The 23,914-nt window shown below is 71.2% G+C and carries 21 protein-coding genes; 8 read left to right on the top strand and 13 right to left on the bottom strand.

Annotated features, from left to right (window positions below; all coding sequences use genetic code 11):
- Positions 1-60: 60 nt before the first annotated feature.
- Positions 61-948 carry an NUDIX domain-containing protein gene (locus AB0K10_RS05760; RefSeq protein WP_363680315.1) on the bottom strand — a complete coding sequence of 296 codons (888 nt, stop codon included), beginning with the start codon at positions 946-948 and terminating at the stop codon, positions 61-63.
- A 164-nt stretch (positions 949-1,112) separates the two neighbouring features.
- Entirely contained in the window at positions 1,113-2,063 is a 951-nt protein-coding gene (locus AB0K10_RS05765) for an NUDIX hydrolase (protein ID WP_363680317.1), read from the bottom strand.
- Between the two features lie 144 nt (positions 2,064-2,207).
- On the opposite strand from AB0K10_RS05765, the gene AB0K10_RS05770 reads away from it, so the two are divergent.
- A complete protein-coding gene (locus tag AB0K10_RS05770; RefSeq protein WP_363680319.1) occupies positions 2,208-2,564 on the top strand; it encodes a PspC domain-containing protein in 357 nt (118 codons plus the stop codon).
- Positions 2,565-2,571: 7 nt separating this feature from the next.
- Here AB0K10_RS05770 and guaA read toward each other — a convergent pair whose 3' ends face one another.
- A complete protein-coding gene (gene guaA, locus AB0K10_RS05775; protein ID WP_363680321.1) occupies positions 2,572-4,128 on the bottom strand; it encodes a glutamine-hydrolyzing GMP synthase in 1,557 nt (518 codons plus the stop codon).
- Positions 4,129-4,301: 173 nt separating this feature from the next.
- Here guaA and AB0K10_RS05780 point away from each other — a divergent pair, with 173 nt between their 5' ends.
- Positions 4,302-4,763 (top strand): GNAT family N-acetyltransferase, encoded by a 462-nt coding sequence (locus AB0K10_RS05780; protein ID WP_363680323.1) that lies wholly within the window; start codon positions 4,302-4,304, stop codon positions 4,761-4,763.
- Here the strand turns inward: AB0K10_RS05780 and AB0K10_RS05785 are convergent.
- Positions 4,752-6,449, bottom strand: coding sequence for a GMC family oxidoreductase (locus AB0K10_RS05785; protein WP_363680325.1), 1,698 nt, complete (start codon positions 6,447-6,449; stop codon positions 4,752-4,754). The two genes, AB0K10_RS05780 and AB0K10_RS05785, sit on opposite strands and share 12 nt — an antisense overlap.
- A 160-nt stretch (positions 6,450-6,609) precedes the next feature.
- Here AB0K10_RS05785 and AB0K10_RS05790 point away from each other — a divergent pair, with 160 nt between their 5' ends.
- Complete coding sequence (locus AB0K10_RS05790) at positions 6,610-7,713, top strand: LCP family protein (protein ID WP_363680327.1); 1,104 nt, start codon at positions 6,610-6,612, stop codon at positions 7,711-7,713.
- A gap of 46 nt (positions 7,714-7,759) precedes the next feature.
- Here AB0K10_RS05790 and AB0K10_RS05795 read toward each other — a convergent pair whose 3' ends face one another.
- From AB0K10_RS05795 to guaB, 4 genes are all read right to left on the bottom strand, one after another.
- A complete protein-coding gene (locus tag AB0K10_RS05795; RefSeq protein WP_363680529.1) occupies positions 7,760-9,220 on the bottom strand; it encodes a M1 family metallopeptidase in 1,461 nt (486 codons plus the stop codon).
- Between the two features lie 106 nt (positions 9,221-9,326).
- The gene (locus AB0K10_RS05800) at positions 9,327-10,751 is read right to left on the bottom strand and encodes a M1 family metallopeptidase (RefSeq protein ID WP_363680329.1); all 1,425 of its coding nucleotides are present in this window, start codon (positions 10,749-10,751) and stop codon (positions 9,327-9,329) included.
- Positions 10,752-10,908: 157 nt separating this feature from the next.
- Positions 10,909-12,027 (bottom strand): GuaB3 family IMP dehydrogenase-related protein, encoded by a 1,119-nt coding sequence (locus tag AB0K10_RS05805; RefSeq protein WP_363680331.1) that lies wholly within the window; start codon positions 12,025-12,027, stop codon positions 10,909-10,911.
- A gap of 27 nt (positions 12,028-12,054) precedes the next feature.
- The gene (guaB, locus tag AB0K10_RS05810; protein WP_363680333.1) at positions 12,055-13,617 is read right to left on the bottom strand and encodes an IMP dehydrogenase; all 1,563 of its coding nucleotides are present in this window, start codon (positions 13,615-13,617) and stop codon (positions 12,055-12,057) included.
- Between the two features lie 194 nt (positions 13,618-13,811).
- On the opposite strand from guaB, the gene AB0K10_RS05815 reads away from it, so the two are divergent.
- A complete protein-coding gene (locus AB0K10_RS05815) occupies positions 13,812-14,231 on the top strand; it encodes a DUF5319 domain-containing protein (RefSeq protein ID WP_363680335.1) in 420 nt (139 codons plus the stop codon).
- Positions 14,232-14,271: 40 nt separating this feature from the next.
- On the opposite strand, the gene AB0K10_RS05820 is transcribed toward AB0K10_RS05815, so the two are convergent.
- Positions 14,272-15,090: a response regulator transcription factor gene (locus AB0K10_RS05820; RefSeq protein WP_363680337.1), complete on the bottom strand. Its 819-nt coding sequence runs from the start codon at positions 15,088-15,090 to the stop codon at positions 14,272-14,274.
- 256 nt (positions 15,091-15,346) lie between these two features.
- On the opposite strand from AB0K10_RS05820, the gene AB0K10_RS05825 reads away from it, so the two are divergent.
- Positions 15,347-15,730 carry a WhiB family transcriptional regulator gene (locus AB0K10_RS05825; RefSeq protein WP_266246147.1) on the top strand — a complete coding sequence of 128 codons (384 nt, stop codon included), beginning with the start codon at positions 15,347-15,349 and terminating at the stop codon, positions 15,728-15,730.
- A gap of 231 nt (positions 15,731-15,961) precedes the next feature.
- Here the strand turns inward: AB0K10_RS05825 and AB0K10_RS05830 are convergent, their stop codons facing one another.
- From AB0K10_RS05830 to groES, 4 genes are all read right to left on the bottom strand, one after another.
- Entirely contained in the window at positions 15,962-16,516 is a 555-nt protein-coding gene (locus tag AB0K10_RS05830; RefSeq protein WP_363680339.1) for a hypothetical protein, read from the bottom strand.
- A 290-nt stretch (positions 16,517-16,806) separates the two neighbouring features.
- Positions 16,807-18,489, bottom strand: a complete 1,683-nt coding sequence (locus AB0K10_RS05835; protein WP_363680341.1) for a molybdopterin-dependent oxidoreductase — start codon at positions 18,487-18,489, stop codon at positions 16,807-16,809.
- Positions 18,490-18,613: 124 nt separating this feature from the next.
- Positions 18,614-20,257, bottom strand: a complete 1,644-nt coding sequence (gene groL, locus AB0K10_RS05840) for a chaperonin GroEL (protein ID WP_363680343.1) — start codon at positions 20,255-20,257, stop codon at positions 18,614-18,616.
- A 70-nt stretch (positions 20,258-20,327) separates the two neighbouring features.
- Positions 20,328-20,642, bottom strand: coding sequence for a co-chaperone GroES (gene groES, locus AB0K10_RS05845; RefSeq protein WP_030330046.1), 315 nt, complete (start codon positions 20,640-20,642; stop codon positions 20,328-20,330).
- Between the two features lie 259 nt (positions 20,643-20,901).
- On the opposite strand from groES, the gene AB0K10_RS05850 reads away from it, so the two are divergent.
- The 3 genes from AB0K10_RS05850 (at position 20,902) to AB0K10_RS05860 (ending at position 23,861) form a co-directional block, all read left to right on the top strand.
- Complete coding sequence (locus AB0K10_RS05850; RefSeq protein WP_363680345.1) at positions 20,902-22,098, top strand: methyltransferase domain-containing protein; 1,197 nt, start codon at positions 20,902-20,904, stop codon at positions 22,096-22,098.
- Between the two features lie 10 nt (positions 22,099-22,108).
- A complete protein-coding gene (ybaK, locus tag AB0K10_RS05855; protein ID WP_363680347.1) occupies positions 22,109-22,588 on the top strand; it encodes a Cys-tRNA(Pro) deacylase in 480 nt (159 codons plus the stop codon).
- Positions 22,589-22,766: 178 nt separating this feature from the next.
- Entirely contained in the window at positions 22,767-23,861 is a 1,095-nt protein-coding gene (locus AB0K10_RS05860) for a substrate-binding domain-containing protein (protein WP_363680349.1), read from the top strand.
- Positions 23,862-23,914: the final 53 nt, after the last annotated feature.

Below are 23,914 nucleotides of genomic sequence, written 5' to 3' on the forward strand. Positions count from 1 at the left end.
CCATCATTCCCGTCTCCGACTGTACCGGAGGGTCACCATCTCGGCTCGTCGAGCCGGGTGCTATCGACCCAGCTGTCCGATTGCCGAAGCAGCGATGCCGCTCAGTGGCAGGTCAGCCGTCTCGGCGACGGTGAACCAGCCCGCGCGGGCGGTCGAGCCACCGGCGGACTCGGTCACCACCGCGTCGGTGGGTACGTCCACCAGCACCCGATAGATCACCCGGACGCCGTGCCAGTCGAGCGGACGGCCCTCGGGACCGAGCGCGGCAGGGTTGTGCAGGTTGTCCACGCCGAGCAGTTTCACCACCCGGCCCACCTGGCCACCCTCCTCCACCAGCTCGCGGAGCAGTCCGGTGGTCGGCTGTTCGCCGTGATCGGTGCCACCGCCGGGCAGGTGCCACTTGCCGGCCCCGGGATAGCCGTCCGCGATCTGGGTGAGCAGAACCCGCCCAGCCGGGTCGGTGACCAGCCCGTACGCCCCGAAGCGCAACCGACGATCCGGATGCGACGGCGGAAGTGGCTCGGCGGACGGCTGCGCGCCGGCCGGGAGCGGGGTGACCGGCAGTCCGAGCAGTTCGGCGCTGAACGGCGTCAGCGGCAGTCCGGCTGCCTCCTCGGGGGTGACCCAGCGGGCCTCGACCCCGTCGTCGCGCAGCGTGCCGCCCTGCACGCTCACCTCGAACAGCAACCGGTCGGTGTGCAGCGAGACGTCGCCTTCTGCGAGGTTGGTCACGTCGGCCGCCACCACCCGCAGCCGACCGACCGTCACGGTCAACCCGGTCTGCTCGGCAACAACACGAACCACCGCACGCTCAGGGTGCTCGGCGTGGGCGACCGAACCCCCCGGCAAACTCCAGAATTCGGAACCCGCACCGCGCTCCAGAACAATCAGAACCCGCCCGGAATCCCGCAAAACGCCGTAAACCCCAACCCGCCGCACCAGTACCATCCCCCGCCCACTCCCCCGCGGACCGCGCCGTCCCTGCGCCGTCCCTACGCCGGCACCCGGCCCCGCCCGTCGATCATGAAGTTATCGCCGTCCATCTCGGCGTGTCCTGACAATAACTTCATGATCACCGCGACGGGTGGGGGTGGGGGTGGGGTTGGGCGGGGTTAGGTTAGGTGGGCTGCTTGGACTGCTTCCGCTGTCACCTCGGTCAGGCGGTTGGCGGGGAGGGCGCCCAGCTCCTCGCGGGCGAACCAGCGCGCCTCGCAGGTGGAGCCGCCCACGTCGGTAATCGTCGGCGCGTTGGGCTCGTCGACGACGACCCGGTAGAAGGCGCGTACGCCGTGCCAGTCGATCGGGTAGCCCTCCGGGCCGAGCGAGGCGGCGTCACGGTGACTCGCCACCCCCAGCAGCTCGACCAGGCGGCCGGACTGGCCGGTCTCCTCGACAAGCTCCCGGATGAGCGCCGCGCCAGGCTGCTCGCCGTAGTCGGTGCCGCCGCCCGGCAGGTGCCAGCAGCCGGCGCCCGGGTAGCCGTCGGAGATGCGCGTGAGCAGCACCCGACCGGCCGGATCGGTGCACACCGCGTACGCGGCGAAGCGCTGCGCCCGGTGCAGCCCGTCCGGGCCGGGCACCGCGTAGAAGGACGGGAACTCGGGCACCTCGTCAGGCACCACGTCGGCCGAGGAGGCGGGCAGGCCGAGGGCACGCGCCGTGAACGAGCGCAGCGGCAACTCGCGTGCCTCGTCGAGCGTGTACCACCGGGCGAGGTCGGTGGGGCGCTCGCCGACCCGGTCGGCGAGGGTGCCGCCGCGCACCGCGACCCGGTAGATCAGCCGGTCGGTGTGGATGGTGATGCCCCGCTCGGGCAGCGCCCGCATGTCGGCGAGCACGTCGGCCAGGCCCGAGACGGCGACCGAGAGGCCCGTCTCGGCGGCGGTCTCACGGACGACCGTGTGGTGCGGGTCCTCGCCGTGGTCGACCGCCCCGCCGGGCAGCGACCAGGTGCCGGGGGTGCCGGAGCGCTCCGATGCGCGGACCAGCAACACTCGGCCGTCTGAATCAGCACAAACTGCGTATGCCGCGATCCTGCGAAGCGGCTCCAGCAAGGTGGTCACGGGACCAAATTCTCCCCGGGTCGGGTTACCGGGACGGAAAAGAGTCGGATTCCTGACTCTTTGCTACCTACTCAGGGATCGGTCAGGGTAAGGATCCGGGCGGTCACCGAGGGCGGGCCCAGCGCCGGCGCGGACCGTGGAGACATGACATCCACCGCCGCTCCCCACGCCCCGTACAAGCAGCTCCGGCGACCCACCACCGACCGCATGGTGGCGGGGGTCGCCAGCGGTCTCGGCCGCTACTTCGACATCGACCCCACACTGGTCCGCGTGGCCTTCGCGGTCACCGCCCTGCTCACCGGCGGGCTCGCGCTGTTCGCGTACCCCATCATGTGGTTCCTGATGCCCGAGGAGCCCGCCGGCGCACCCGCCTGGCCGCACCCGGCGGGCGTCGCGCCGCAGCCCACCGCCGGGTCCGCGCCGGTTGGCCACCAGCCGGGGTACGCCCCGACGCAGCCCTACCCGCCGACGGCCCCGCCCCACCTGCCGCCGGTCGCGTGAGCCGTGATCACTCCCACTCGATGGTGCCCGGCGGCTTGCTGGTCACGTCCAGCACCACCCGGTTGACCTCGGCGACCTCGTTGGTGATCCGGGTGGAGATCCGGGCCACCACCTCGTAGGGCAGCCGGGACCAGTCGGCGGTCATCGCGTCCTCGCTGGAGACCGGGCGCAGCACCACGGGATGCCCGTAGCTGCGCCCGTCACCCTGCACGCCGACGCTGCGCACGTCGGCGAGCAGCACCACCGGGAACTGCCACACACCCCGATCGAGCCCGGCAGCGGTCAGCTCCTCGCGGGCGATCAGGTCGGCGCGGCGCAGCAGGTCGAGCCGCTCGCGGTCGACGGCGCCGATGATCCGGATGGCCAGGCCGGGACCCGGGAACGGGTGCCGCCAGACCATCGCCTCGGGCAGGCCGAGCTGGAGGCCGAGCGCCCGGACCTCGTCCTTGAACAGGGTGCGCAGCGGCTCGACAAGCGCGAACTTCAGGTCCTCCGGGAGGCCGCCGACGTTGTGGTGGCTCTTGATGTTGGCGGTGCCGGTGCCGCCGCCGGACTCGACCACGTCCGGGTAGAGGGTGCCCTGGACCAGGTACTCCACGTCGCCGTGCGAGGCGATCTCGCGGGCCGCGGCCTCGAAGACCCGGATGAACTCCCGACCAATGATCTTGCGCTTCTGCTCCGGGTCGGTCACCCCGGCCAGCGCGCCGAGGAACCGGTCGGCGGCGTCGACCACCTTCAGCTTGATGCCGGTGGCCGCCACGTAGTCCTTCTCGACCTGCTCGGCCTCGCCCGCGCGCAGCAGACCGTGGTCGACGAACACGCAGGTGAGCTGATCACCGACCGCCCGGTGCACGAGCGCGGCGGCGACCGCCGAGTCCACCCCGCCGGAGAGGCCGCAGATGACCTCCTTGTCGCCGACCTGGGCGCGGATCCGGGCGACCTGCTCGTCGATGATGTTCTCGGGCGTCCAGGTCGGCTCGATGCCGGCGATGTCGTACAGGAAGCGGGTAAGCATCTCCTGACCGTGCGCGGTGTGGCCGACCTCCGGGTGGAACTGCACGCCGGCCCGCCGCCCTGCCACGTCCTCGAAGGCCGCCACCGGAGCGCCCGCCGACTCGGCGGTCACCGTGAAGCCCTCGGGCGCCTCGGTGACGCAGTCGCCGTGGCTCATCCAGACCGGCAGGTCCGCCGGGAGGTCGCGCAGCAGCACACCCGGCTCCAGGAGGCGGGGGCGCAGCGGCGTGCCGCCGTACTCGCGGTTGCCCGTCTGCGCGACGGTGCCGCCGAGCGCCTGGGCCATCGCCTGGAAGCCGTAACAGATGCCGAAGACCGGCACGTCGGCGGTGAACACGCCGGCGTCGATCTGCGGGGCGTCCGGCGCGTACACGCTGGCCGGACCGCCGGAGAGGATGATCGCGGCCGGGTTCTTCGCCAGCATCTCGGCGACCGGCATCGAGTGCGGCACGATCTCGGAGTAGACCTTCGCCTCGCGGACCCGGCGCGCGATGAGCTGGGCGTACTGGGCTCCGAAGTCCACCACGAGGACGGGGCGAGGCAGGCTCATGTGCGCAAAGCCTACCGACCGTCACCGCCGGCCCGAGCCGCGCCCCACGCAGTTCGCGCCTCGTCGCCGACGTCCACCGGTACGTCCGCGATGTCCGGTGGGGCCGCGACGGCGCTCCGCGCGCCGATACGGTGCCCAGCGAAACCCCACACGGACCGAACAGGGGCACGCCGATGACCGAGGTGACCATCCGAGCCTTCCGTCCCGAGGACGGCGAGGTGCTGTCGGCCCTGGTCATCCGCTGTCTACGCGAGGTGAACAGCCGCGACTACCCGGCCGAGCTGATCGACCGGATGTGCGCCCACTTCACCGCCGACCGGTTCCGCGAGCTCGGCGTCGAGCGCCGGATCTACGTTGCCGAACAGGACGGGCGGCCGGTCGGCACGGTGTCCCGCGACGGCAACAAGGTGTACACCATGTTCGTCGACCCGGACGCGCACGGCCGCGGCGTCGGCCGTCGGTTGATGCGACACGTCGAGGAGCTGGCCCGCGCCGAGGGGCACGAGTTCATGGAGACCGGCGCAAGCCTCACCGGGCACGGCTTCTACAAGCGGATCGGTTACACCGACGTACGGGTCAGCGACACCGTGTTCGGCATCAACTACATCCTCCGCCGCCCGCTGTCAGGGGCGTAGCGCGGCCGGGGCGTCCGGCGGCACCGCCGGCCGTCGGGGCGGCACCGCGTCGAGTCGCCGGTACGGATCCCCGAGCGCCGGGCGCGGATCCTCCTCGCCCCGGTTGGGCCAGAAGGACATCGCCCGTTCCGCCTGCGCGGTGATCGTCAGCGACGGGTTCACGCCGAGGTTTGCCGACACGGCCGCGCCGTCGACGACGTGCAGCCCCGGGTGGCCGTACACCCGGTGCCAGGGGTCGATCACCCCGTCGGCGTCGGTGGCGCCGATCACCGCCCCGCCCAGGATGTGCGCGGTGATCGGGATGTCGAACGGTTCGGTGAGCGAGCCACCAGGGGTGCCCCCGATCTCCTCGGCGAGCAGCCGCGTGGCGGTGTTGCCGGCCGGGATCCAGGTCGGGCTCGGGGTGCCGTGGCCCGGCCCGGTGACCAGCCGACGACCGAAGATGCCGCGCCGCCAGCGGGTGGTGAGCGAGTTGTCCGCCGACTGCATCACCAGGGCGATCACCGTCCGCTCCGACCAGCCGCGCACCGACAGCATCCGGGCGGCCAGCCCCGGTTGACGCACGATGCTGCCCAGCCAGCGCCGGACGCGGTGCGGGCCGCCGTCGACGAGCAGCGACTGGAGCAGCCCCATGGCGTTGGAGCCGCGCCCGTAGCGGACCGGCTCGATGTGGGTCTGCGGGTCGGGGTGGAACGAGCTGGTGATCGCCACCCCCTCGGTGAAGTCCAGCCGCTCGGAGCGGGCCCGTCGGTGGTCCACCGAGGCACCCAGGATCGCCTCCGAGTTGGTCCGGGTCAGCTCGCCGAGGCGGGACGAGAGCCGCGGCAGCGCGCCGTCGGTCCTCATGGCGTGCAGAAGGCGTTGGGTGCCGAGCGCCCCGGCGGCGAAGACCACCTGGTCGGCGTGGATCACCTGCCGCCGTCGGCGCGACCAGGCGCCGGTGCGCTCGGTGTGCACCTCGTACCCGCCGTCGGCGGCCGGGCGGACGGCCGTCACAGTGGTCAGCGGGTGCACTGTGACGCCCAGCCGCTCGGCGAGCCACAGGTAGTTCTTGACGAGCGTGTTCTTGGCCCCGTGCCGGCAGCCGGTCATGCACGAGCCGCAGTGCAGGCAGCCGGTGCGTTCCGGGCCGACGCCGCCGAAGTACGGGTCGGCGACGCGCTGACCGGGGCGGCCGATGTGCACGCCCACGGGGGTGGCGTGGAAGGTGTGGCCGACCCCCATCCGGTCGGCCACCGCCCGCATGGCGCGGTCCGCCCCGGTGTCCATCGGGTACGTGGTGACGCCGAGCATCCGCTTCGCCTGGTCGAAGTGGCGGGCCAGCTCGTCGTGCCAGTCGGTGATGTCACGCCACTGCGGGTCGGCGTAGAACGCCGGCAGCGGCTCGTAGAGGGTGTTCGCGTAGACCAGCGACCCGCCGCCCACCCCGGCGCCGGAGAGCACGAGCACGCCGCCGCCGGATCGCCGGGTGGCCGGACGGAGCAGGGTGAGCCGCTGGATGCCGTAGCAGCCCAACTTCGGCGCCCACAGGAACCGGCGGGCCCGCCAGGACGTCTGCGGGAACTCGTCGTCGGCGAAGCGGCGGCCGGCCTCCAGGACGCCAACCGAGTAGCCCTTCTCGGCCAGGCGGAGCGCGGTGACGCTGCCACCGAAGCCGGACCCGATGACGACCACGTCGTACCGCATGGACGCATCATTACTCGCGAGTAGCGCTCGCGCCAGCGGCAGTTTTCGCGCGATCATGCACCGGCCGTCCGACCCGGCGCCTCCCGGCCGCAACCTGGGGCACCCGTCGGAGCGTTGTTCCGGATACGGGTGGAAGGAAACCACGATGATCCTGGGGTCGATGGAACCGCGACGGCGGTGGCTGGTGCTCGGGCTGGCGGCCCTCGCCGTCGTCGCGCTGATCGCGGGCGGCGCGGTGGTGATCACCCGGCTGACCGGGGGCGACTCGCCCGCCGGCACTCCGGTGGCCGGCCCGCCGAGCCCGTCGCCGATCGGCACGCCCACTCCCAGCCCGAGCGGCCCGCCGCCGGGCGCGACCATCACCGGCCCGCTGACGCTGCTGCTGGTCGGTGTGGACACCCGGGTCAGCGTGCCCGGCTGGGAGCCGCACTCCGACGCCGTGCTGGTGCTGCACGTGCCGAAGGGGCTGGGCCGGGCGTACCTCTTCTCGCTCCCCCGCGACCTGCTCGTGGACATCCCGGCGTTTCCCAAGTCCGGCTACAAGGGCGGCCGGACCAAGCTCACCCACTCGATGAGCTTCGGCAGCCGGGTGCCCGGCAAACCCAAACAGCCCAGCACCGCCCAGGGGTACGAGCTGCTGCGGAGCACGGTGAGCGGCTACACCGGGCTGCGGATCGACGCCGGCGCGGTGCTCACCTTCACCGGCTTCGACAAGCTGGTGAACGCCCTCGGCGGGGTGGACATCTACGTCGACCAGCGGGTCGCCTCCCTGCACCGCAAGCCGGACGGCAAGTACCGGGACAGCGCCCCCGGCGGATACACCGGGCCGCAGCAGGTCTACGAGAAGGGCAACCAGCACCTCAACGGGTGGCAGGCGCTGGACTACGCGCGGCAGCGCTACATCGCCGGTGGCGACTACGCCCGGCAACGCCACCAGCAGCAGTTGGTGCGGGCCCTGGCCCGCAAGATCCTCGATGAGGGCCTGGCCCGGCAGCCGGAGCGCGTCGACCAGGTGGTCGCCGCGCTCGGCGACACCCTGGTCTACGTGGGCGGCAACCGGATCGTCGACCTGGCGTACGCGCTCGGCGGAGTGCCGGAGAACAAGTTCGTGCTCGTCGGACTGCCCGGCTCGGGTGTCGGCAAGGGCAGCGCCTACCAGGGTGAACAGCTCACCAGCGAGGGCCGGAAGTTTCTCGGCGAACTCCGGGCCGGCCGCGCCGACGCGTACCTCGCGGCGCACCCCAAGCTGGTCGTCAAGACCTGAACCCGGGCCAGGACCTCGGCCGAGCCGAGGTCCTGGCCGGCGATTCCTAGAGCTTCTTGGGCTGGGCCGGCTTCTTGGTGCCGTTGAGCCACGCCTCGAAGAGAGCGTCGAGCTGCTTGCCGGAGATCCGCTCGGCGAGGGCCACGAACTCGGCGGTGGTGGCGGTCCCGTTGCGCTTCTCCGCCGCCCAGGTCTTGACGATCTGGAAGAACGCCTTGTCGCCGACCGCCACCCGCAGCGCGTGCAGGGTCATCCCGCCGCGCTGGTAGACCGACTCGCTGAACAGGTCCTTCATCCCCGGCTTGCCCGGCGGGGTCTTCCACACCGCGGCCGGCACCCGCTCGTAGCGGATGTCGAACGCCTGCTTGGCGGTGTACCGCTTGGTGTGCTCGGCCCACAGCCACTCCGCGTACGTCGCGAAGCCCTCGTTGAGCCAGATGTCCTCCCACTTGGCCAGCGCCACGCTGTCGCCGAACCACTGGTGGGCCAGCTCGTGGGCGACCACTTCGGTGTTCTCGCCACCGCGGAAGAAGCCGGCCGAGTAGACCGGGCGGCTCTGCGTCTCCAGCGCGTACGCGATCCGGCTGTCCGAGACGACCACACCGCCGTACGCGTCGAACGGGTACGGCCCGAAGACGCTCTCCAGGTAGTCGGTCACCTTGACGGTCTGCGCGATCGACGCGTCCGACGCGCCCTTGGCCACCTTGGTGGTGACCGCGCTGTAGACCGGCTTCCCCTTGTGCTGGCCGGTGGTGATCCGGAACTTGCCGATCACCACGGTGCTCAGGTAGCTGGCCATGGGCGACTTCTCCGACCACTTCCAGGTGGTCCAGCCGTCAGTGGTGGTGTTGCCGCCCGGCACGCCGTTGCTGACGGCGGTCAGGCCCTGCGGGACGGTGATCTCGAAGTCGTACGCGGCCTTGTCGGACGGGTGGTCGTTGACCGGGAACCAGGTGCTCGCCGACTCCGGCTGGCCCAGCGCGATCGCGCCGTCGGAGGTGTGCAGGAACCCGCCCTCGCCGAGCACCTCGTTCTTCAGCGGCTTCGGCACCCCCTCGTACACGATCTCCGCGACGAACCCGTTGCCCGTTATCAGACCGGCCGCCGGCTTGATCACCAGCTCGTTCTTGTTCCGGGTGTGGGTGGCGGGCGCGCCGTCGACGGTTACCGACTTGACTGTCAGACCGGCCAGGTCGAGGTTGAACGTCGACAGGTCCGCCGTCGCCGTGGCCTGCACGGTGGCCGTACCGGTGAGGGTGTCCTTCGCCGGGTCGTAGCGCACCTTGACCGTGTACTTCCCGACGTCGTACCCGCCGTTGCCGTACGTCGGAAAGTACGCGTCGCCGACTCCGGCCGCCCCGGCCGTGAAGGTCCGCGAGGGCGTCGGGGAAGCGCTCGGCGACGGCGCCGCAGCCTCCGGTGTGGACGAGTCACATCCGGTCAGCACGAGCGCCCCGGTCACCAGCAGAGCAGCACCCACCCGCAGCCCGTGCCGCGTTTCCCGCATCATGAACCCTCCCCGTACGCCCGGTGCGGGTGGCCTCGGCCGCCCCGCGACCGGCGCTCCTGGCCGATCGCAGGCGGCAGCCTATCGACAGATGATCACGGCGTCGTCACGGCGGGGTGGGCGCCGCGCCGCCCACCAGCCAGGCGTCGAAGAGGGGCCGCAACTGTCGGTTCGCCACCCGCTCGGCCAGCGCCACGAAGTCTGATGTGGTGGCGGTGCCGTTGGCCCGCTCGGTGGTCCAGGTGCGCAGGATGCGGAAGAAGGTGTCGTCGCCGACCGCCCGGCGCAGGGCGTGCACGGCGAGCGCGCCTCGCTTGTAGACGGCGGTGCCGAACATCCGCTCCCGTCCCGGCTCGACCGACGGCTGTGACCAGTCGGTCGACGCGTACTGCAGCTCGAAGTTGCGCTGCGCGGTCCGGCCGCCGTCGTGCTCCTCCCACAGCCACTCGGCGTAGCTGGCGAAGCCCTCGTTGAGCCAGATGTCACTCCACCGGTGCAGTGACACGCTGTCGCCGAACCACTGGTGGGCCAGCTCGTGTGCCACCACGCCGGGGTTGGGATGGTCGTCGGTGAAGAAGGCGGGTCCGTAGACCGGCCGGGACTGGGTCTCCAACGCGTACCCGATCCGGTCGTCGGCGACGGCGATGCCGCCGTACGAGTCGAACGGGTACGGGCCGAAACGGCTGGCCAGGAAGTCGACGATCTCGCCGGTGCGGGCCAGTGAGCCGGCCGCCCCACCGTTCGTCGGCAGGCTCGCCGCGACGGCGCTGACCAGGGGTCGTCCGGCGTGCTCGCCGGTGGCCACCCGATAGTTGCCGATCACGAGGGTGCTCAGGTAGCTGGCCATCGGGGTGCGCTCCGACCAGCGCCAGGTGGTCCACCCGTCGGCGCTGCTCTTCGGGCCGGGCACCCCGTTGCTCAGCGCGGACAGTCCGTCCGGGACGGTCACCTCGACGTCGTAGCTGGCCTTGTCCGACGGATGGTCGTTGACCGGGAACCAGGTGGCCGCCGAGTCGGGCTGACCGAGAGCGATCGCCCCGTCGGCGGTGTGCAGAAAACCGCCGCTGCCCAGCTCACCGTCGGTGACGGCGGTGGGCACGCCGGCGTACTCGATCGCCACCGTGAAGGACCGGCCGCGCGGAAGCCCGTCGCGCGGGGTCACCACCAGCTCGCCCTCGTCGCGGCGATGCGTGGCGCGCCCGCCCGCGACGGTGACCGCACCGACGTCCAGGCCGACCAGGTCCAGGTTGAACCGGGACAGATCCTGGGTGGCCGTCGCCGTGATGGTCGCCCGACCGGTGAGCCGGTCGGTTCCCGGGTCGTAGCGGACGTCCAACCCGTAGTGCGTGACGTCGTAGCCGCCGTTGCCGTGGCCGGGCACGTACGGGTCACCGGCGTCCGCGGCGCCGGGTCGGAACCCGCCGTCGTCGTCGTCGCCCGTGCAGCCGGCCGCGGTCAGGGTGACGGCGCAGCTCAGCACCAGGGCGGCGGCGAGCCGGCGGCGGGACGGTGCGCGTCCGCTCAGGACCATGCACGACTCCTTCTGCGCCATCCCCGGGTCAGGACGAGCGTAGCCAGCGAGACGCCGTCCGATGCCCGTATCGAGGGCGAGCCCCGCGCGCGGCGGACGACGAAAGGCCGGCCCCGCGGGATCGCGGGGCCGGCCTTCCAGCGTCAACGAGGACTTCTCAGCGGTCGAGGACCAGGCCGACCTTCTGGAACTCCTTGAGGTCGCGGTAACCGCACTTGGCCATCGCCCGGCGCAGCCCGCCGAACAGGTTGAGCTGACCGTCGGCCTCGTCCGCCGGGCCGAAGAGCAGCTGCTCCATCGACCCGAGCGGCTCACCGGCGACCTCGAACGCGCCCCGGGGCAGCGACGGGTGGCTGGCCGCCGAGTGCCACCAGGCACCGCCGGCGGGCGCCTCGTCGCAGAGCGACAACGGCTCGCCGAGCATCACCGCGTCCGCGCCGCAGCCGAGGGCCTTGGCGATGTCGCCGGAGGTCTGGATGTCGCCGTCGGCGATCAGGTGGACGTACCGGCCGCCGGTCTCGTCGAGGTAGTCCCGGCGGGCCGCCGCGGCGTCGGCGATCGCGGTGGCCATCGGCACCCGGATGCCCAGCACCGACTCGGTCGTCGACCACTCGTCGCCGCCGATCCCGACGATCACGCCGGCCGCGCCGGTACGCATCAGGTGCAGCGCCGTCTTGTAGTCGGTGCAGCCGCCGACGATCACCGGCAGGTCGAGGTCGGCGATGAACTCCTTGAGATTCAGGGGCTCGTCGGTCGTCGACACGTGCTCGGCCGACACGATGGTGCCCTGGATGACCAGGATGTCCACCCCGGCGTCCAGGATGACCGGGGCCAGCGCCAGGGTGTGCTGCGGGGAGACCCGCACCGCCACCGTGCCGCCACCGGCGCGCAGCTCCCGCACCCGCTCGGCGATCAGGTCCGGACGGATCGGCTCCGCGTACACCTCCTGGAGCCGCTTGGTGGCGCGGGCCTCCTCGTCGAGGCCGGCCAGCTCCTCCAGCACCTTCGTCGGGTTCTCGTAGCGGGTCCAGAGCCCTTCGACGTTGAGCACGCCGAGACCGCCGAGCTGACCGAGCCGGACCGCCGAGGACGGGCTCATCGTGGCGTCCGAGGGGTGCCCGACACAGGGGATGCCGAACGGGTACGCGTCGAGCTGCCACCCGGTCGAGACGTCATCGACGTCCCGGGTCCGGCGGCTCGGCACGATGGCGATGTCGTCCAGGTGGTAACCGCGCTGCGCGGTCTTGCCCAGCCCGATCTCGACCACGTCACGCATGGGGGACTCCAGGTTGTTGGGGGATGGTCAGCGGGAGTGGTAGTTGGGCGCCTCGACGGTCATCTGGACGTCGTGCGGGTGGCTCTCCTTGAGCCCGGCTGCCGTGATCCGGATGAGCTGACCGCGCTCGTGCAGCTGGGCGATGGTGGCCGCGCCGCTGTAGAACATGCCCTGACGGAGACCGCCGGCGAGCTGGTGGACCACCTGCGCGAGCGAGCCGCGGTAGGGAACTTGACCTTCGATGCCCTCCGGGATCAGCTTGTCATCCGAGCTGACGTCGCCCTGGAAGTAGCGGTCCTTGGAGTACGACTTCTGCGCGCCGCGGGTCTGCATCGCGCCGAGCGAGCCCATGCCCCGGTACGACTTGTACTGCTTGCCGTTGATGAAGATCAGATCCCCAGGGCTCTCCTCGCAACCGGCCAGCAGGCTGCCGAGCATCACCGAGTCGGCGCCGGCCACCATGGCCTTGGCGATGTCCCCGGAGTACTGCATGCCGCCGTCGCCGATCACCGGCACACCGAGCGGCCGGCAGGCCCGGGCCGCCTCCATGATCGCGGTGATCTGCGGTACCCCGACCCCGGCCACGACCCGGGTGGTGCAGATCGACCCGGGGCCGACCCCCACCTTGACCGCGTCCGCGCCGGCCTCGGCGAGCGCCCTCGCGCCGGCGTACGTGGCCGAGTTGCCGCCGATGACCTGGACCTGGGTCTCCCGCTTGAGTCGGGAGATCATCTCCATGATGGCCCGGCTGTGGCCATGGGCGACGTCGCAGACGATCACGTCGACGCCGGCGTCGATCAGGGTCCGGGCCCGCTTGTACGCCTCGTCGCCGAAGCCGATCGCGGCGGCGACCCGCAGCCGACCTGAGTCGTCCTTGCTGGCGAGCGGGAACTGCTCGCTCTTGGTGAAGTCCTTGACGGTGATCAGGCCGCGGAGCCGACCGTCGGCGTCCACGAGCGGGAGCTTCTCGACCTTGTGCCGGCGCAGCAGCTCCAGCGCGTCGGGCTTACTCACCCCGACTGGCGCGGTGATCAGCGGAGTCCGGGTCATGACCTCGTGGACCGGGGTGTCCAGGTCGGTGACGAAGCGCATGTCGCGGTTGGTGATGATGCCGACCAGCTTGCCGGCGGCGTCGGTCACTGGCAGCCCGGAGATGCGGAACCGGCCGCAGATCACGTCCACGTCCCGCACGGTGTCCTCCGGTGAGCACGTCACCGGGTTGGTGATCATGCCGGACTCGGAGCGCTTGACCAGGTCGACCTGCTGGGCCTGGTCCTCGATCGAGAGGTTGCGGTGCAGCACGCCGATGCCACCCTGCCGGGCCATGGCGATCGCCATCCGGGCCTCGGTCACGGTGTCCATCGCGCTGGAGACGAGCGGGAGTGCGATGTCGATCTCGCGCGTCAGTCGGGTGCCGGTGTCGATGTCCTGCGGCGCGATGTCCGACTCGGCGGGCTGGAGCAACACGTCGTCGAAGGTGAGCCCGAGCGGGATGACCCGCGCCGAGCCGGCCGGCAGCTCCGGCAGGTGGCCGCCGATCTCGCCGGGGTCGGCCCCGGTCAGCTGGTCGGCGCTGGGCGAATTCTCCACGATTGCTCCCATGAGCTGCTCGGACGGGCTTCAGCGAGGTAGCGCGCGGGCACCGGCGCACGCCGGGCTGACGGCATGTGCGTTCATCGTACCCACTGAGCTGCGCCGCCCTGGTCGGTGCCGGCGCGGGTCCGCGAGGCCACCAGGAGCGGCGCGGGGACGCGGCGCGCGGGGGTTGGGGCTACGGTGAGGGGGTGCACGACGAGCCCATCGACCCGTTCAACGGCGACCCGGCCGACCCGACCGCGGGCCTGGACGACCCGGGCGACGACGCGACGCCGGATCCGCTTACCGACGTCGAGCGGCAGGATGTGCTGGAGGACCTCGCCGACCTGGAGATCTACCAGGCCCTGCTGGCGCCCATCGGGGTGCGCGGGCTGGTCATCGAATGCGAGGACTGCCGGGAACCGCACTACTTCGACTGGGACCTGCTGCGCGGCAACCTGCGGCACCTGCTCAACTCGGGGCGGCCCCGGGTGCACGAGCCGGCGTACGACCCGGATCCGGATCACTACGTCACCTGGGACTATGCCCGCGGGTACGCCGACGGGGTGCACGACACCCTGACCGAGGGCACCGAGGACGACCCGGGCGCCGCCACCAGCGCCGACTGATCGCTGGCTGACGCCGCCCGGGGCTGGGTCGCGGGGTGGGTCAGGAGACCAGGCCGGCGCGGAAGCCGGCGGCGACCGCGTGGGCGCGGTCCCGGGCGCCGAGCTTGCGGAACAGCCGTCGCGCGTGTGTCTTGACGGTGTCCTCCGACACGAACAGCTCCCGGCCGATCTCCGCGTTGCTCTTGCCCTCGGCCATGCCCAGCAGCACCTGGAGTTCCCGTTCGGTGAGCCCGATCGAGGCCCGGTTGGGGCGGGCGTTCGGGGTGGGTCGGATCGGGTCGGTCTGACTGGTGCCCGACCCTTCGGTCCCGGACTCGACCTCGTCGTCACCGCGCTGCACCGGCACCGATGCCACGCCCGACGACCCGTCGCCGTTCGCAGCCGTCCAGCCGGGTTCGGCCGAGTTGCGTACCGATGGCGCGGAGCGGCCCGAACCACCCACCGCCGCCGTGTCCCGGGCGGGGTCGGTGACCCGCTGCCGGGAGGCCCGGCCGGGTGCGGTGAGCAGCAGCAGGGCCTTGGCCACCGCGCTGGTCAGGTCGTGGTCGGCATTCTGGATCAGACCCCGCGCGCCGGCGCTGATGGTGGCGGCGGCGGCCTCGGACTCCTCGGCGCCGAGCAGCAGGACCGCGGCCTGCGGCGCGCGGGCCAGCACCCGGCGGACGAAACCCGCGCTGTCCGGCCGGGTGAGAGCCGTGTCGGCCAGGATCACGTCGGCCGGCCGTTCGGCGAGTCGCAGCATCACCTCGGGATCGGAGACGGCGGTACGGACGATCGCGGACAACCCCAGTCGGGCGGCAGCAGAAGTGAGGTGCTGAGCCGCGAGCGGTGTCCGAACGCACACAAGAACGGTACGCACTGTGGTGGTCTCCTCTCCGCACACGAGCAGACCATGACGGCGTCAGCTGGGGAGGGGGTTCCCGGCAATCATCTGAACTTTTCCGACAGATAGGACAAAAGCCGCATCCTGTCGGGCGTTTTGGATCACAGACGTGTGAGCGGGCGACAGCCCGGGTACCGGGAGGTCCAGGCCGGGAACGGTGCGCCTGCGCGGCCCGCCGCCCGGAAGCCGGCCACAAGGATTCTCGCGGTGCCGCGCGGGAGGAGGGGTGCTGATGTCGAACGTACGTAGACTGCCCGGACCCATCGTCGATCTCTGGGACTGGCAGCGGCTCGGTGCCTGTCGAGGCCGGGACAGCGCCCAGTTCTTCCACCCGGACGGGGAGCGGGGCTCCTCCCGGCTGCGGCGGGAGTCCGCCGCCAAGTCGGTCTGCCGCGCCTGCCCGGTCCGCGCCGAGTGCGCCGCGCACGCCCTGGCGGTCCGTGAGCCGTACGGCGTGTGGGGTGGCTTCAGCGAGTCCGAGCGGCTGCGCCTGCTCGCCGTCGGCTGGGAGGACCTGGCCGACCGCCGGCAGATCCGGGTCGACGTGGCCCGGCTGGAGGCGCGACTGGGCCGCCCGCACAAGTCGACAGTCCCGGCCCAGCGCAACGTCGCCTGACCGACCCACCTCCGCTGCACGCGAGAACCGTGTCCCATGAGGGGCACGGTTCTTCGCGCTGGCATCCCATCGCGCACAGGTGGGCGGGCTACGGCCGCCGAGGGGCAGGCGGTCGCGCCCAGCACACGGGCGAGGGGCGTGGATAACGAAGGATCCCGCGGCAGCCCGGACTTGATCCGGGCTGCCGCGGGAGATCCAACTGCAACCGACAGAGTGTCTTACAGATCGAGCTCAGTCCTCGTAAATCCAACCGCCCACTGCACATTTCTGCCAGCCCGAACTGGCAGAGCCGTTGAAGTAGAGGTCGACGCAGAAGGCGCCCTGGGCCACCGTGCCGGAGGTCTGGTAGTAACTGAGCGGGCCGAAGAAGCTCCAGCTTCCGCTCTTGATCATCCAGGAGCAACTCTCCGTAACCTTCGGAGTTTGCCATGTCCCGCTCGACAGCGTCTTGAGACTCGTCCAGTACGTAACCTTGCAACCGGTTGCGGTCGTGTTGGCATTCACGCCCATATACATTTCAACGACGGTGCGAACCTGGTTGCTCTGTGTGGCGGAGTTGTCGAGCAGCTCCGTGGTCAGCTCGATGTCGAAATCGTCCGCAGCGGTTTGTGTGCCGGCACCCCACCAACGGCCCTTGAGAGTCTCGGATGCCGCTTGGGCTGGGGCTCCAGCTGCAACGACCAGGCTGATTACAAGTGCCAGCGCAGTTCCTAAGCTCCGCAGACTGATAATCGCGGGCAGAACACTTCGAGCCCGACGCTGCGGTTCAGCAGAGACATTGACCATACGGCAACCCCTTTTCCACCCGACACCGATTGCACGGGAAATAGAAGGCGCCCCGCCGGTTGTTATGACAACTTATAGCGCGACTTCCCCGTTGCGACTTAGTTGAGCATGGGGACAAAGGGCGATCAAGGCCTTCAAAACTGCCAGAAGGTTAACACTACATTGCACATCATCGCTGTGTCGTCGATCCACACTCGGGGAGCGGACCCCCCTGCCATGTCGAGCAGGCAGCGACGCCGTGCACGACGTTCGGCAGACCGCGAGGTCCACCGGCAGCGGCTGGTGGCGGGTCAGCGGACGTTGACCGGGACCGTGTGCCAGCCGGTGGCGCCGTCCGGGGCGACGCTCTGCGTGCGCTCGGTCTGGGTCTCGCCTGTCGCGTCGGTCGCCCGGACCTGGAGCTGGTGCTCACCCGGCGTGGCGTCCCAGCGCCACGACCACTGCACCCAGGTGTCCACCGACACCGTCGGGGCCAGCTCCGCCTCCTGCCAGGGGCCGCCGTCGACGCGTACCTCGACCCGGCTGATGCCCCGATGCTGCGCCCAGGCCACACCTGCCACGGTCAGCGGACCGGCGGTCAACCGGTTGCGCCGTCGCGGTGTGTCGATGCGCGACTGGGTCTTGATCGGGCCCTGGGCGGACCAACCACGCGGCACCCAGTACGCGTCGAAATCGGCGAACCGGGTCAGCTCCAACTCGGTCACCCACTTGCAGGCTGACACGTAGCCGTAGAGGCCGGGCACCACCATCCGGACCGGGAACCCGTGCTCGACCGGCAGCGGCTCGCCGTTCATGCCGATCGCCAGCAGCGCGTCCCGTCCGTCACGCAGCGCGGCGGTGGGGGTGCCACAGGTCCACCCGTCGACCGACCGACCGACGACCTGGTCGGCGTCCTCCTCCGGCTGGACCTCGTCCAACAGCTCCCGCAGGGGCACGCCCAACCAGCGGGCGTTGCCGATCAGGTCCCCACCGACCTCGTTCGAGACGCAGGCCAGCGTGACGTACCGCTCGACCAGCGGCCGGGCCAGCAGATCGGCGTAGGTGTAGGTGCGCTCCGTGCCCACCCGACCGTGGATGCGCAGCCGCCAACTGTCCGGGTTCACCTGCGGCACCACCAGGGCGGTGTCGATCCGGTAGAACCCGAGGTTCGGGCTGACGTACGGCGCGAGCTGGGCCAGCGACAGGTCCGCGCCCGCCGGCACGGCCGGTGCGGGGGCGACCGGCGCGGGCAGCCGGATCGCGTCCCGGGCGGCGGACACACCGCGCCGCCCGGCCAGCCAGCGCCCGCCGAGACCGGCCACGGCGGCCGTGCCGAGCAGCACGCCGGTACCGGTCAGGAACCGCCGGCGCGACTCCGGATCGACGGTCGCGACAGGCGCGGCGGGAGTCACCGGCACCGGCGGAGCGGCCGGTGTCACAGGCACACCCTCCGTCGGCCCGGCAGGCGACACCGGGTGCCCGGCAGGCCCGGCCGGCGACACCGGCCGGGAGCTTGCCGAGCCCTGGGCGGTGGGTGGGGTCCAGGGCCAGGGGGGGGCCAGCTCGAACGGGCCGTCGATGAACAACCAGAGCACCAGGGCGCCGAGCCCGCCGCCGACAAGCGACGGCAGCGCGTCGAAGACGTCCGCGCCGGAGCGGGTCAGCGCGGCGGCCACACCAACGGCACCGAGCGCCGCGATGCCGGCCAGGCCGAGGGCCAACCGGCGGATCGCCAGCACTCCGAGCAGCGCGGCGAACCCGCCCAGCAGCAGGGCCGTCCCGGTCAGCAGGGCGATCTTGTCGGCGGTGCCGAAGACGTCGATGGCGAACTGCTTGAGCGGCTCGGGGACGGCATCGACGACCACCCCGCCGACCGCGACCAGCGGCGCCGACCGAGGGCCGGTCAGCACCGCGACGGGCTCCGCGGTTCCGATCGCGACGGCGGCGGCGGTGACTCCGGCCAGCGCGGCGTACCGCCGCGACGTGGTGCTCATCGGCCCAGTGTGCGCGATCGTCTCGCCGGGTCGCCAACCATGTCAGCGCTTGGTAATGATCGCGGAGACGAACCGGGGCACACCGCCGTATGACGGTGTGCCCCGAAACGGGTGTCGCTGCCGGTCAGAAGCCCGGGCCGTGCTGGTGGCCGTGGCCGTGGCCGCCGTGTCCACCGGCGGCGGCCGGCTCGGCCTGCTCCGGCTTCTCCACCACGAGGCTCTCCGTGGTGAGCAGCAGGCCGGCGATCGAGGCGGCGTTGGTGACCGCGTTGCGCGTCACCTTCACCGGGTCGATGATGCCGGACTTGACCAGGTCGCCGTACTCGCCGGTGGCAGCGTCGAGGCCGTGGCCCCACTGCATCTCGGCGACCTTCTGGGTCACGACGTAGCCGTCGTGGCCGGCGTTCTGGGCGATCCAGCGCAGCGGCTCGACGAGCGCCTTGCGCACGATCGAGACGCCGACCTTCTCCTCACCGGTGAAGCCCAGGTCGTCGTCGAGCACGGGGAGGATCTGCACCAGGGCGGCGCCGCCGCCGGGCACGGTGCCCTCCTCGACCGCGGCCTTGGTCGCCGCGATGGCGTCCTCGATGCGGTGCTTGCGCTCCTTCATCTCGACCTCGGTCGCCGCGCCCACCTTGATCACGGCGATGCCGCCGGAGAGCTTCGCCAGCCGCTCGGCCAGCTTCTCCCGGTCCCAGTCGGAGTCGGAGGCCTCGATCTCCTTGCGGATCTGGGCCACCCGGTCGGCGACGTCGGCCTTCTGGCCGCCGCCGTCGACGATCGTGGTGTTCTCCTTGTCGACCACGACGCGCCGGGCGGTGCCGAGCACCTCGAGGCCGACCTGGTCGAGCTTGTAGCCCAGCTCCGGGGCGACCAGCTCGGCGCCGGTGGAGATCGCGATGTCCTGGAGCATGGCCTTGCGCCGGTCGCCGAAGCCCGGGGCCTTGACCGCGCAGACCTTGAGGGTCTTGCGCAGCGAGTTGACCACCAGGGTGGAGAGCGCCTGACCGTCCACGTCCTCGGCGATGATCAGCAGGGGCTTGCTGTTCTGCAGGACCTTCTCCAGCAGCGGCAGCAGCTCCTCGATCGCCGAGATCTTCTGGGTGGTGACCAGGATGTACGCGTCCTCCAGGACGGACTCCTGACCCTCCAGGTCGGTGACGAAGTTCGGCGAGATGAAGCCCTTGTCGAACTGGAGACCCTCGGTCACGTCCAGCTCGGTGGTGAGCATCGAGCCCTCCTCGACGGTGATGACACCGTCGCGGCCGACCCGCTCCATCGCCTCGGCGATCAGTTCGCCGATGGTGGCGTCCTGCGCGGAGATCGTCGCCACGTTCGCGATCGACTTCTTGTCGGCGACCTCGACGGCCCGGTCGAGCAGCGCCTCGGAGATCTTGGCGGCCGCCGCGTCGATGCCCCGCTTGAGGCCGGCCGGGTTGGTCCCGGCGGTCACGTTGCGCAGGCCCTCACGGACCATCGCCTGCGCCAGCACGGTCGCGGTGGTGGTCCCGTCGCCGGCGACGTCGTTGGTCTTGGTCGCCACCTCCTTGACCAGCTGCGCGCCGAGGTTCTCGTAGGGGTTGGTGAGCTCGATCTCCTTGGCGATGGTCACACCATCGTTGGTGATCGTCGGCGCACCGAATTTCTTGTCCAGGACGACGTTGCGCCCGCGCGGGCCGAGGGTGACCTTGACCGCGTCTGCGAGGGCGTTGACACCGTGCTCAAGCAGGTGCCGGGCGTCGTCCGAGAAGCTCAGGATCTTCGCCATGAATGTCCCTTCGAAGCGCCGCTGCCCCGGCCCGGCGAGCCGGACCGGGGCAGCGACACTGATCGGTTGCTTACTTCTCGATGACCGCGAGGACGTCGCGGGCGGAGAGCACCAGGTACTCCTCGCCGGCGTACTTGACCTCGGTGCCGCCGTACTTCGAGTAGAGGACGGTGTCGCCGACCTGCACGTCAACCGGAACCCGGTTGCCGTTGTCGTCGACGCGCCCCGGGCCCACAGCGAGGACGGTGCCCTCCTGCGGCTTCTCCTTGGCGGTGTCGGGGATCACGATGCCCGACGCCGTGGTGGTCTCAGCCTCGTTCGCCTGGACCACGATGCGGTCCTCGAGCGGCTTGATCGCAACCTTGGTCGCGGTAGTCACGGGCATACCCTCCTGGGGTACTGGTTTCGTTGCCGGTCAGCGGGGCTGACCAGCGTCAATCTGCCTCATGCCACCGGGCGGAGCCGTCGTCGCGGGTGCCGGTCCGCCTGGCGTGCGCACCCGGGTCGCGAGACCCGGAAGCTGGCACCCTCAGGGTGAGAGTGCTAATCGCAGGTTATTCCGTGGCTAGCACTCCGTCAAGGAGAGTGCCAGCGCGTCGCGCCCCGCCACCCGGTATTTCCGGCTCGGCCGGGACAATGGCCGGGTGGACCTCGATCAGCTGGCGGCGCTGCGTACCCCCGAGGGGTCGGCCGCGCTCTCGGCGGCGGCCGCGCTGGCCGGCGGTGATCCACTGGCGGCGGCGTCGGCGCTACGCGCGGCCGGGGTGCCGCCCACGCTGGCCGCGGCGGCGCTCACCCAGGCCGAGCTGCGTCACCGGGCGGTAGGCAAGTTCGGCCCGGCCGCCGCCGGGATGTTCCTCACCCGCGCCGGGCTGGAGCAGGCCACCCGTCGGGTCGTCGCCGAGCGCCGTGCGGAGCGCCTGCGCGCGGCCGGCGTCCGCACGCTTGCCGACCTCGGTTGCGGCCTCGGCGCCGACGCGCTCGCCGCCGCCCGCGCCGGCATCCGGGTGTACGGGGTGGAGGCCGACCCGGTGACCGCCGCGATGGCCGTCGCCAACGCCGCCGCCGCGGGGCTTGCCGAGCTGTTCACTGTCGAGTGCGGCGACGCCACCGCGTTCGACGTCTCCCGGGTCGACGGGGTCTTCTGCGACCCGGCCCGCCGTGCGAGCGGCACCGGTCGGCGGATCTTCGACCCGCGTGCCTACTCGCCGCCGTGGGACTTCGTGACCGAGCTGGCCGAACGGGTGCCGCACACGGTGGTGAAGGTCGCGCCGGGCCTGGACCACGCGCTCATCCCGGCCGGCGCGGAGGCCGAGTGGGTAGGTGTGGACGGCGACCTGGTCGAGGCCGCGCTCTGGTGCGGCGACCTGGCCCAGGTGCCCCGCCGCGCCACCCTCTACCGGCGGGTGGGCGCCGAGACGCGCCGTTTCCAGCTCACCGGCTCGGGTGCCGCCGAGGCGTCGGTCGGGCCGCCGCGCCGCTACCTGTACGACCCGGACCCGGCGGTGGTACGCGCACATCTCGTCGCCGAACTGGCCACCGAACTGGACGCCACCCTCGGCGATCCGAGCATCGCCTACCTCTACGCCGACCGACCGGCCCGCACCCCGTACGCGCGCTGCCTGGAGATCACCGACGTGTTGCCGTTCTCGCTCAAGCGCCTCCGTGCGCTGCTGCGGGACCGTCGGGTGGGCCGGGTGGAGATCCTCAAGCGGGGTTCCGCGCTCACACCGGAGCAGTTGCGGCGGGATCTGCGGCTGGCCGGCGACCAGGCGGCGAGCCTGGTGCTCACCCGGATCGCCGGGGCACCGACGGTGCTGGTCGGCCGACCGGTCGACTAACGTCGTCGCCGTGGCGGGATCTGGCACTCCGGCAACGGCACTGTTGATCAAGCGTGGGATCGCGCATCGCACCCATCCGTACCGGGTCTCCCCGGACGCGCCGAACTACGGCGCGCTTGTCGCCGAGACGCTCGGCGTGGCACCCGAGCGGGTCTTCAAGTCACTGGTGACCGAGGTCGACGGCGCGCTGACCGTGGCGGTCGTCCCGGTCACCGGCGAGCTGGACCTCAAGGCGCTCGCGGCGGCGGTCGGCGGCAAGCGGGCGGCGATGGCCGACCGGGCGGTCGCCGAGCGGGCCACCGGCTACGTGCGCGGCGGGATCAGCCCGCTCGGGCAGCGCCGACGCCTGCCCACCGTGCTGGACGAGTCCGCACTGGACCTGCCGACGATCTATGTCTCCGCCGGTCGGCGCGGCCTGCAACTGGAGCTGGCGGCGGCGGATCTGGTGGCGCTCACCGAGGCCAGCACGGCGCCGTTGCAGGCCCGCTGACGCCTTCGTTACGTCGACTCCCCCGTGGGATACCCGGGGAGTAACAGTCGCGTTGCTGAATTGTTATCGCTTCCAACAAACTTGGCACCTGCGCGGTCTTGTGGGACCAGTGTGACGCGAAATACGTTGCCGGACACAACAAAACAACACCTCCCCCACCTCCGAAAGGACCCTGCACATGCGTAAGGGGATCCTCACCATCGCCGCCGTGGGCCTGCTCGCGACCGGCGGCTTGACCGCCTGCAGCGACGACTCCGGCACCGGCTCGGCCGACTCCAAGAAGACTCCCAAGATCGGCGTGATCCTTCCGGACAGCAAGTCCTCCCCCCGCTGGGAGACCGCGGACCGTCGCTTCCTCGAGGAGGCGTTCAAGGCCGCCGGCGTCCAGTACGACATCCAGAACGCCCAGAACGACAAGGCCGCCTTCCAGACCATCGCCGACCAGATGATCACCAGCGGCGTCACCGCCCTCATGATCGTCAACCTGGACTCCGGCACCGGCAAGGCCGTGCTCGACAAGGCCAAGTCGCAGGGCGTCGCCACCATCGACTACGACCGGCTCACCCTCGGCGGCTCCGCCCAGTACTACGTCAGCTTCGACAACGAGACCGTCGGGAAGCTCCAGGGCGAGGGTCTGGCGAAGTGCCTGACCGACAAGGGCGCCAAGAACCCCGTCGTGGCGTACCTGAACGGCTCCCCCACCGACAACAACGCCACCCTGTTCAAGGCCGGCTACGACTCGGTACTCAAGCCGAAGTTCGACTCCAAGGAGTACACCAAGGGCCCGGACGACGCCGTGCCGGGCTGGGACGGCCCCACCGCCGCGACCATCTTCGAGCAGCAGCTCACCGCGACCAAGGGCAAGATCGACGGCGTGTTGGCCGCCAACGACACTCTCGGCAACGCCGCCATCTCGATCCTGAAGAAGAACAAGATCAACGGCAAGGTGCCGGTGACCGGCCAGGACGCCAGCGTGGAGGGCCTGCAGAACATCCTCGCCGGTGACCAGTGCATGACCGTCTACAAGGCCGTCCGGGAAGAGGCCAAGGCCGGCTCCGACCTGGCCATCGCACTGGCCAAGGGCGAGAAGAAGGACACCGGCCAGACGGTGAAGGACCCGGAGGGTGGCCGGGACGTCCCCTCGGTGCTGCTCACCCCGAAGGCCATCTACAAGGACAACGTCAAGGACGTCATCGCCGACGGTTACGCGACGAAGGAGCAGGTCTGCACCGCGGCGTACGCCAAGTTCTGCGCCGGCGCCGGCATCAGCTGACCGACGCCGCAGTACCCGCCGGGACGACAATCGCCGCCCGGCACGGGAGCACC

This window comes from Micromonospora sp. NPDC049274 (genome assembly GCF_040678875.1).
Classification (GTDB): Bacteria; Actinomycetota; Actinomycetes; order Mycobacteriales; family Micromonosporaceae; genus Micromonospora.

What these genes read in the sequence shown, in the direction of transcription:
- AB0K10_RS05790 (WP_363680327.1), top strand. Translation starts at nt 6,610, where the DNA reads ATGGAACCGCGACGGCGGTGGCTGGTGCTCGGGCTGGCGGCCCTCGCC.
- AB0K10_RS05825 (WP_266246147.1), top strand. Translation starts at nt 15,347, where the DNA reads ATGTCGAACGTACGTAGACTGCCCGGACCCATCGTCGATCTCTGGGAC.
- AB0K10_RS05770 (WP_363680319.1), top strand. Translation starts at nt 2,208, where the DNA reads ATGACATCCACCGCCGCTCCCCACGCCCCGTACAAGCAGCTCCGGCGA.
- groL (WP_363680343.1), bottom strand. Translation starts at nt 20,257, where the DNA reads ATGGCGAAGATCCTGAGCTTCTCGGACGACGCCCGGCACCTGCTTGAG.
- groES (WP_030330046.1), bottom strand. Translation starts at nt 20,642, where the DNA reads ATGCCCGTGACTACCGCGACCAAGGTTGCGATCAAGCCGCTCGAGGAC.
- AB0K10_RS05780 (WP_363680323.1), top strand. Translation starts at nt 4,302, where the DNA reads ATGACCGAGGTGACCATCCGAGCCTTCCGTCCCGAGGACGGCGAGGTG.
- AB0K10_RS05830 (WP_363680339.1), bottom strand. Translation starts at nt 16,516, where the DNA reads ATGGTCAATGTCTCTGCTGAACCGCAGCGTCGGGCTCGAAGTGTTCTG.
- AB0K10_RS05795 (WP_363680529.1), bottom strand. Translation starts at nt 9,220, where the DNA reads ATGCGGGAAACGCGGCACGGGCTGCGGGTGGGTGCTGCTCTGCTGGTG.
- AB0K10_RS05760 (WP_363680315.1), bottom strand. Translation starts at nt 948, where the DNA reads ATGGTACTGGTGCGGCGGGTTGGGGTTTACGGCGTTTTGCGGGATTCC.
- AB0K10_RS05805 (WP_363680331.1), bottom strand. Translation starts at nt 12,027, where the DNA reads ATGCGTGACGTGGTCGAGATCGGGCTGGGCAAGACCGCGCAGCGCGGT.
- guaA (WP_363680321.1), bottom strand. Translation starts at nt 4,128, where the DNA reads ATGAGCCTGCCTCGCCCCGTCCTCGTGGTGGACTTCGGAGCCCAGTAC.
- AB0K10_RS05785 (WP_363680325.1), bottom strand. Translation starts at nt 6,449, where the DNA reads ATGCGGTACGACGTGGTCGTCATCGGGTCCGGCTTCGGTGGCAGCGTC.
- AB0K10_RS05860 (WP_363680349.1), top strand. Translation starts at nt 22,767, where the DNA reads ATGCGTAAGGGGATCCTCACCATCGCCGCCGTGGGCCTGCTCGCGACC.
- AB0K10_RS05835 (WP_363680341.1), bottom strand. Translation starts at nt 18,489, where the DNA reads ATGAGCACCACGTCGCGGCGGTACGCCGCGCTGGCCGGAGTCACCGCC.
- AB0K10_RS05800 (WP_363680329.1), bottom strand. Translation starts at nt 10,751, where the DNA reads ATGGTCCTGAGCGGACGCGCACCGTCCCGCCGCCGGCTCGCCGCCGCC.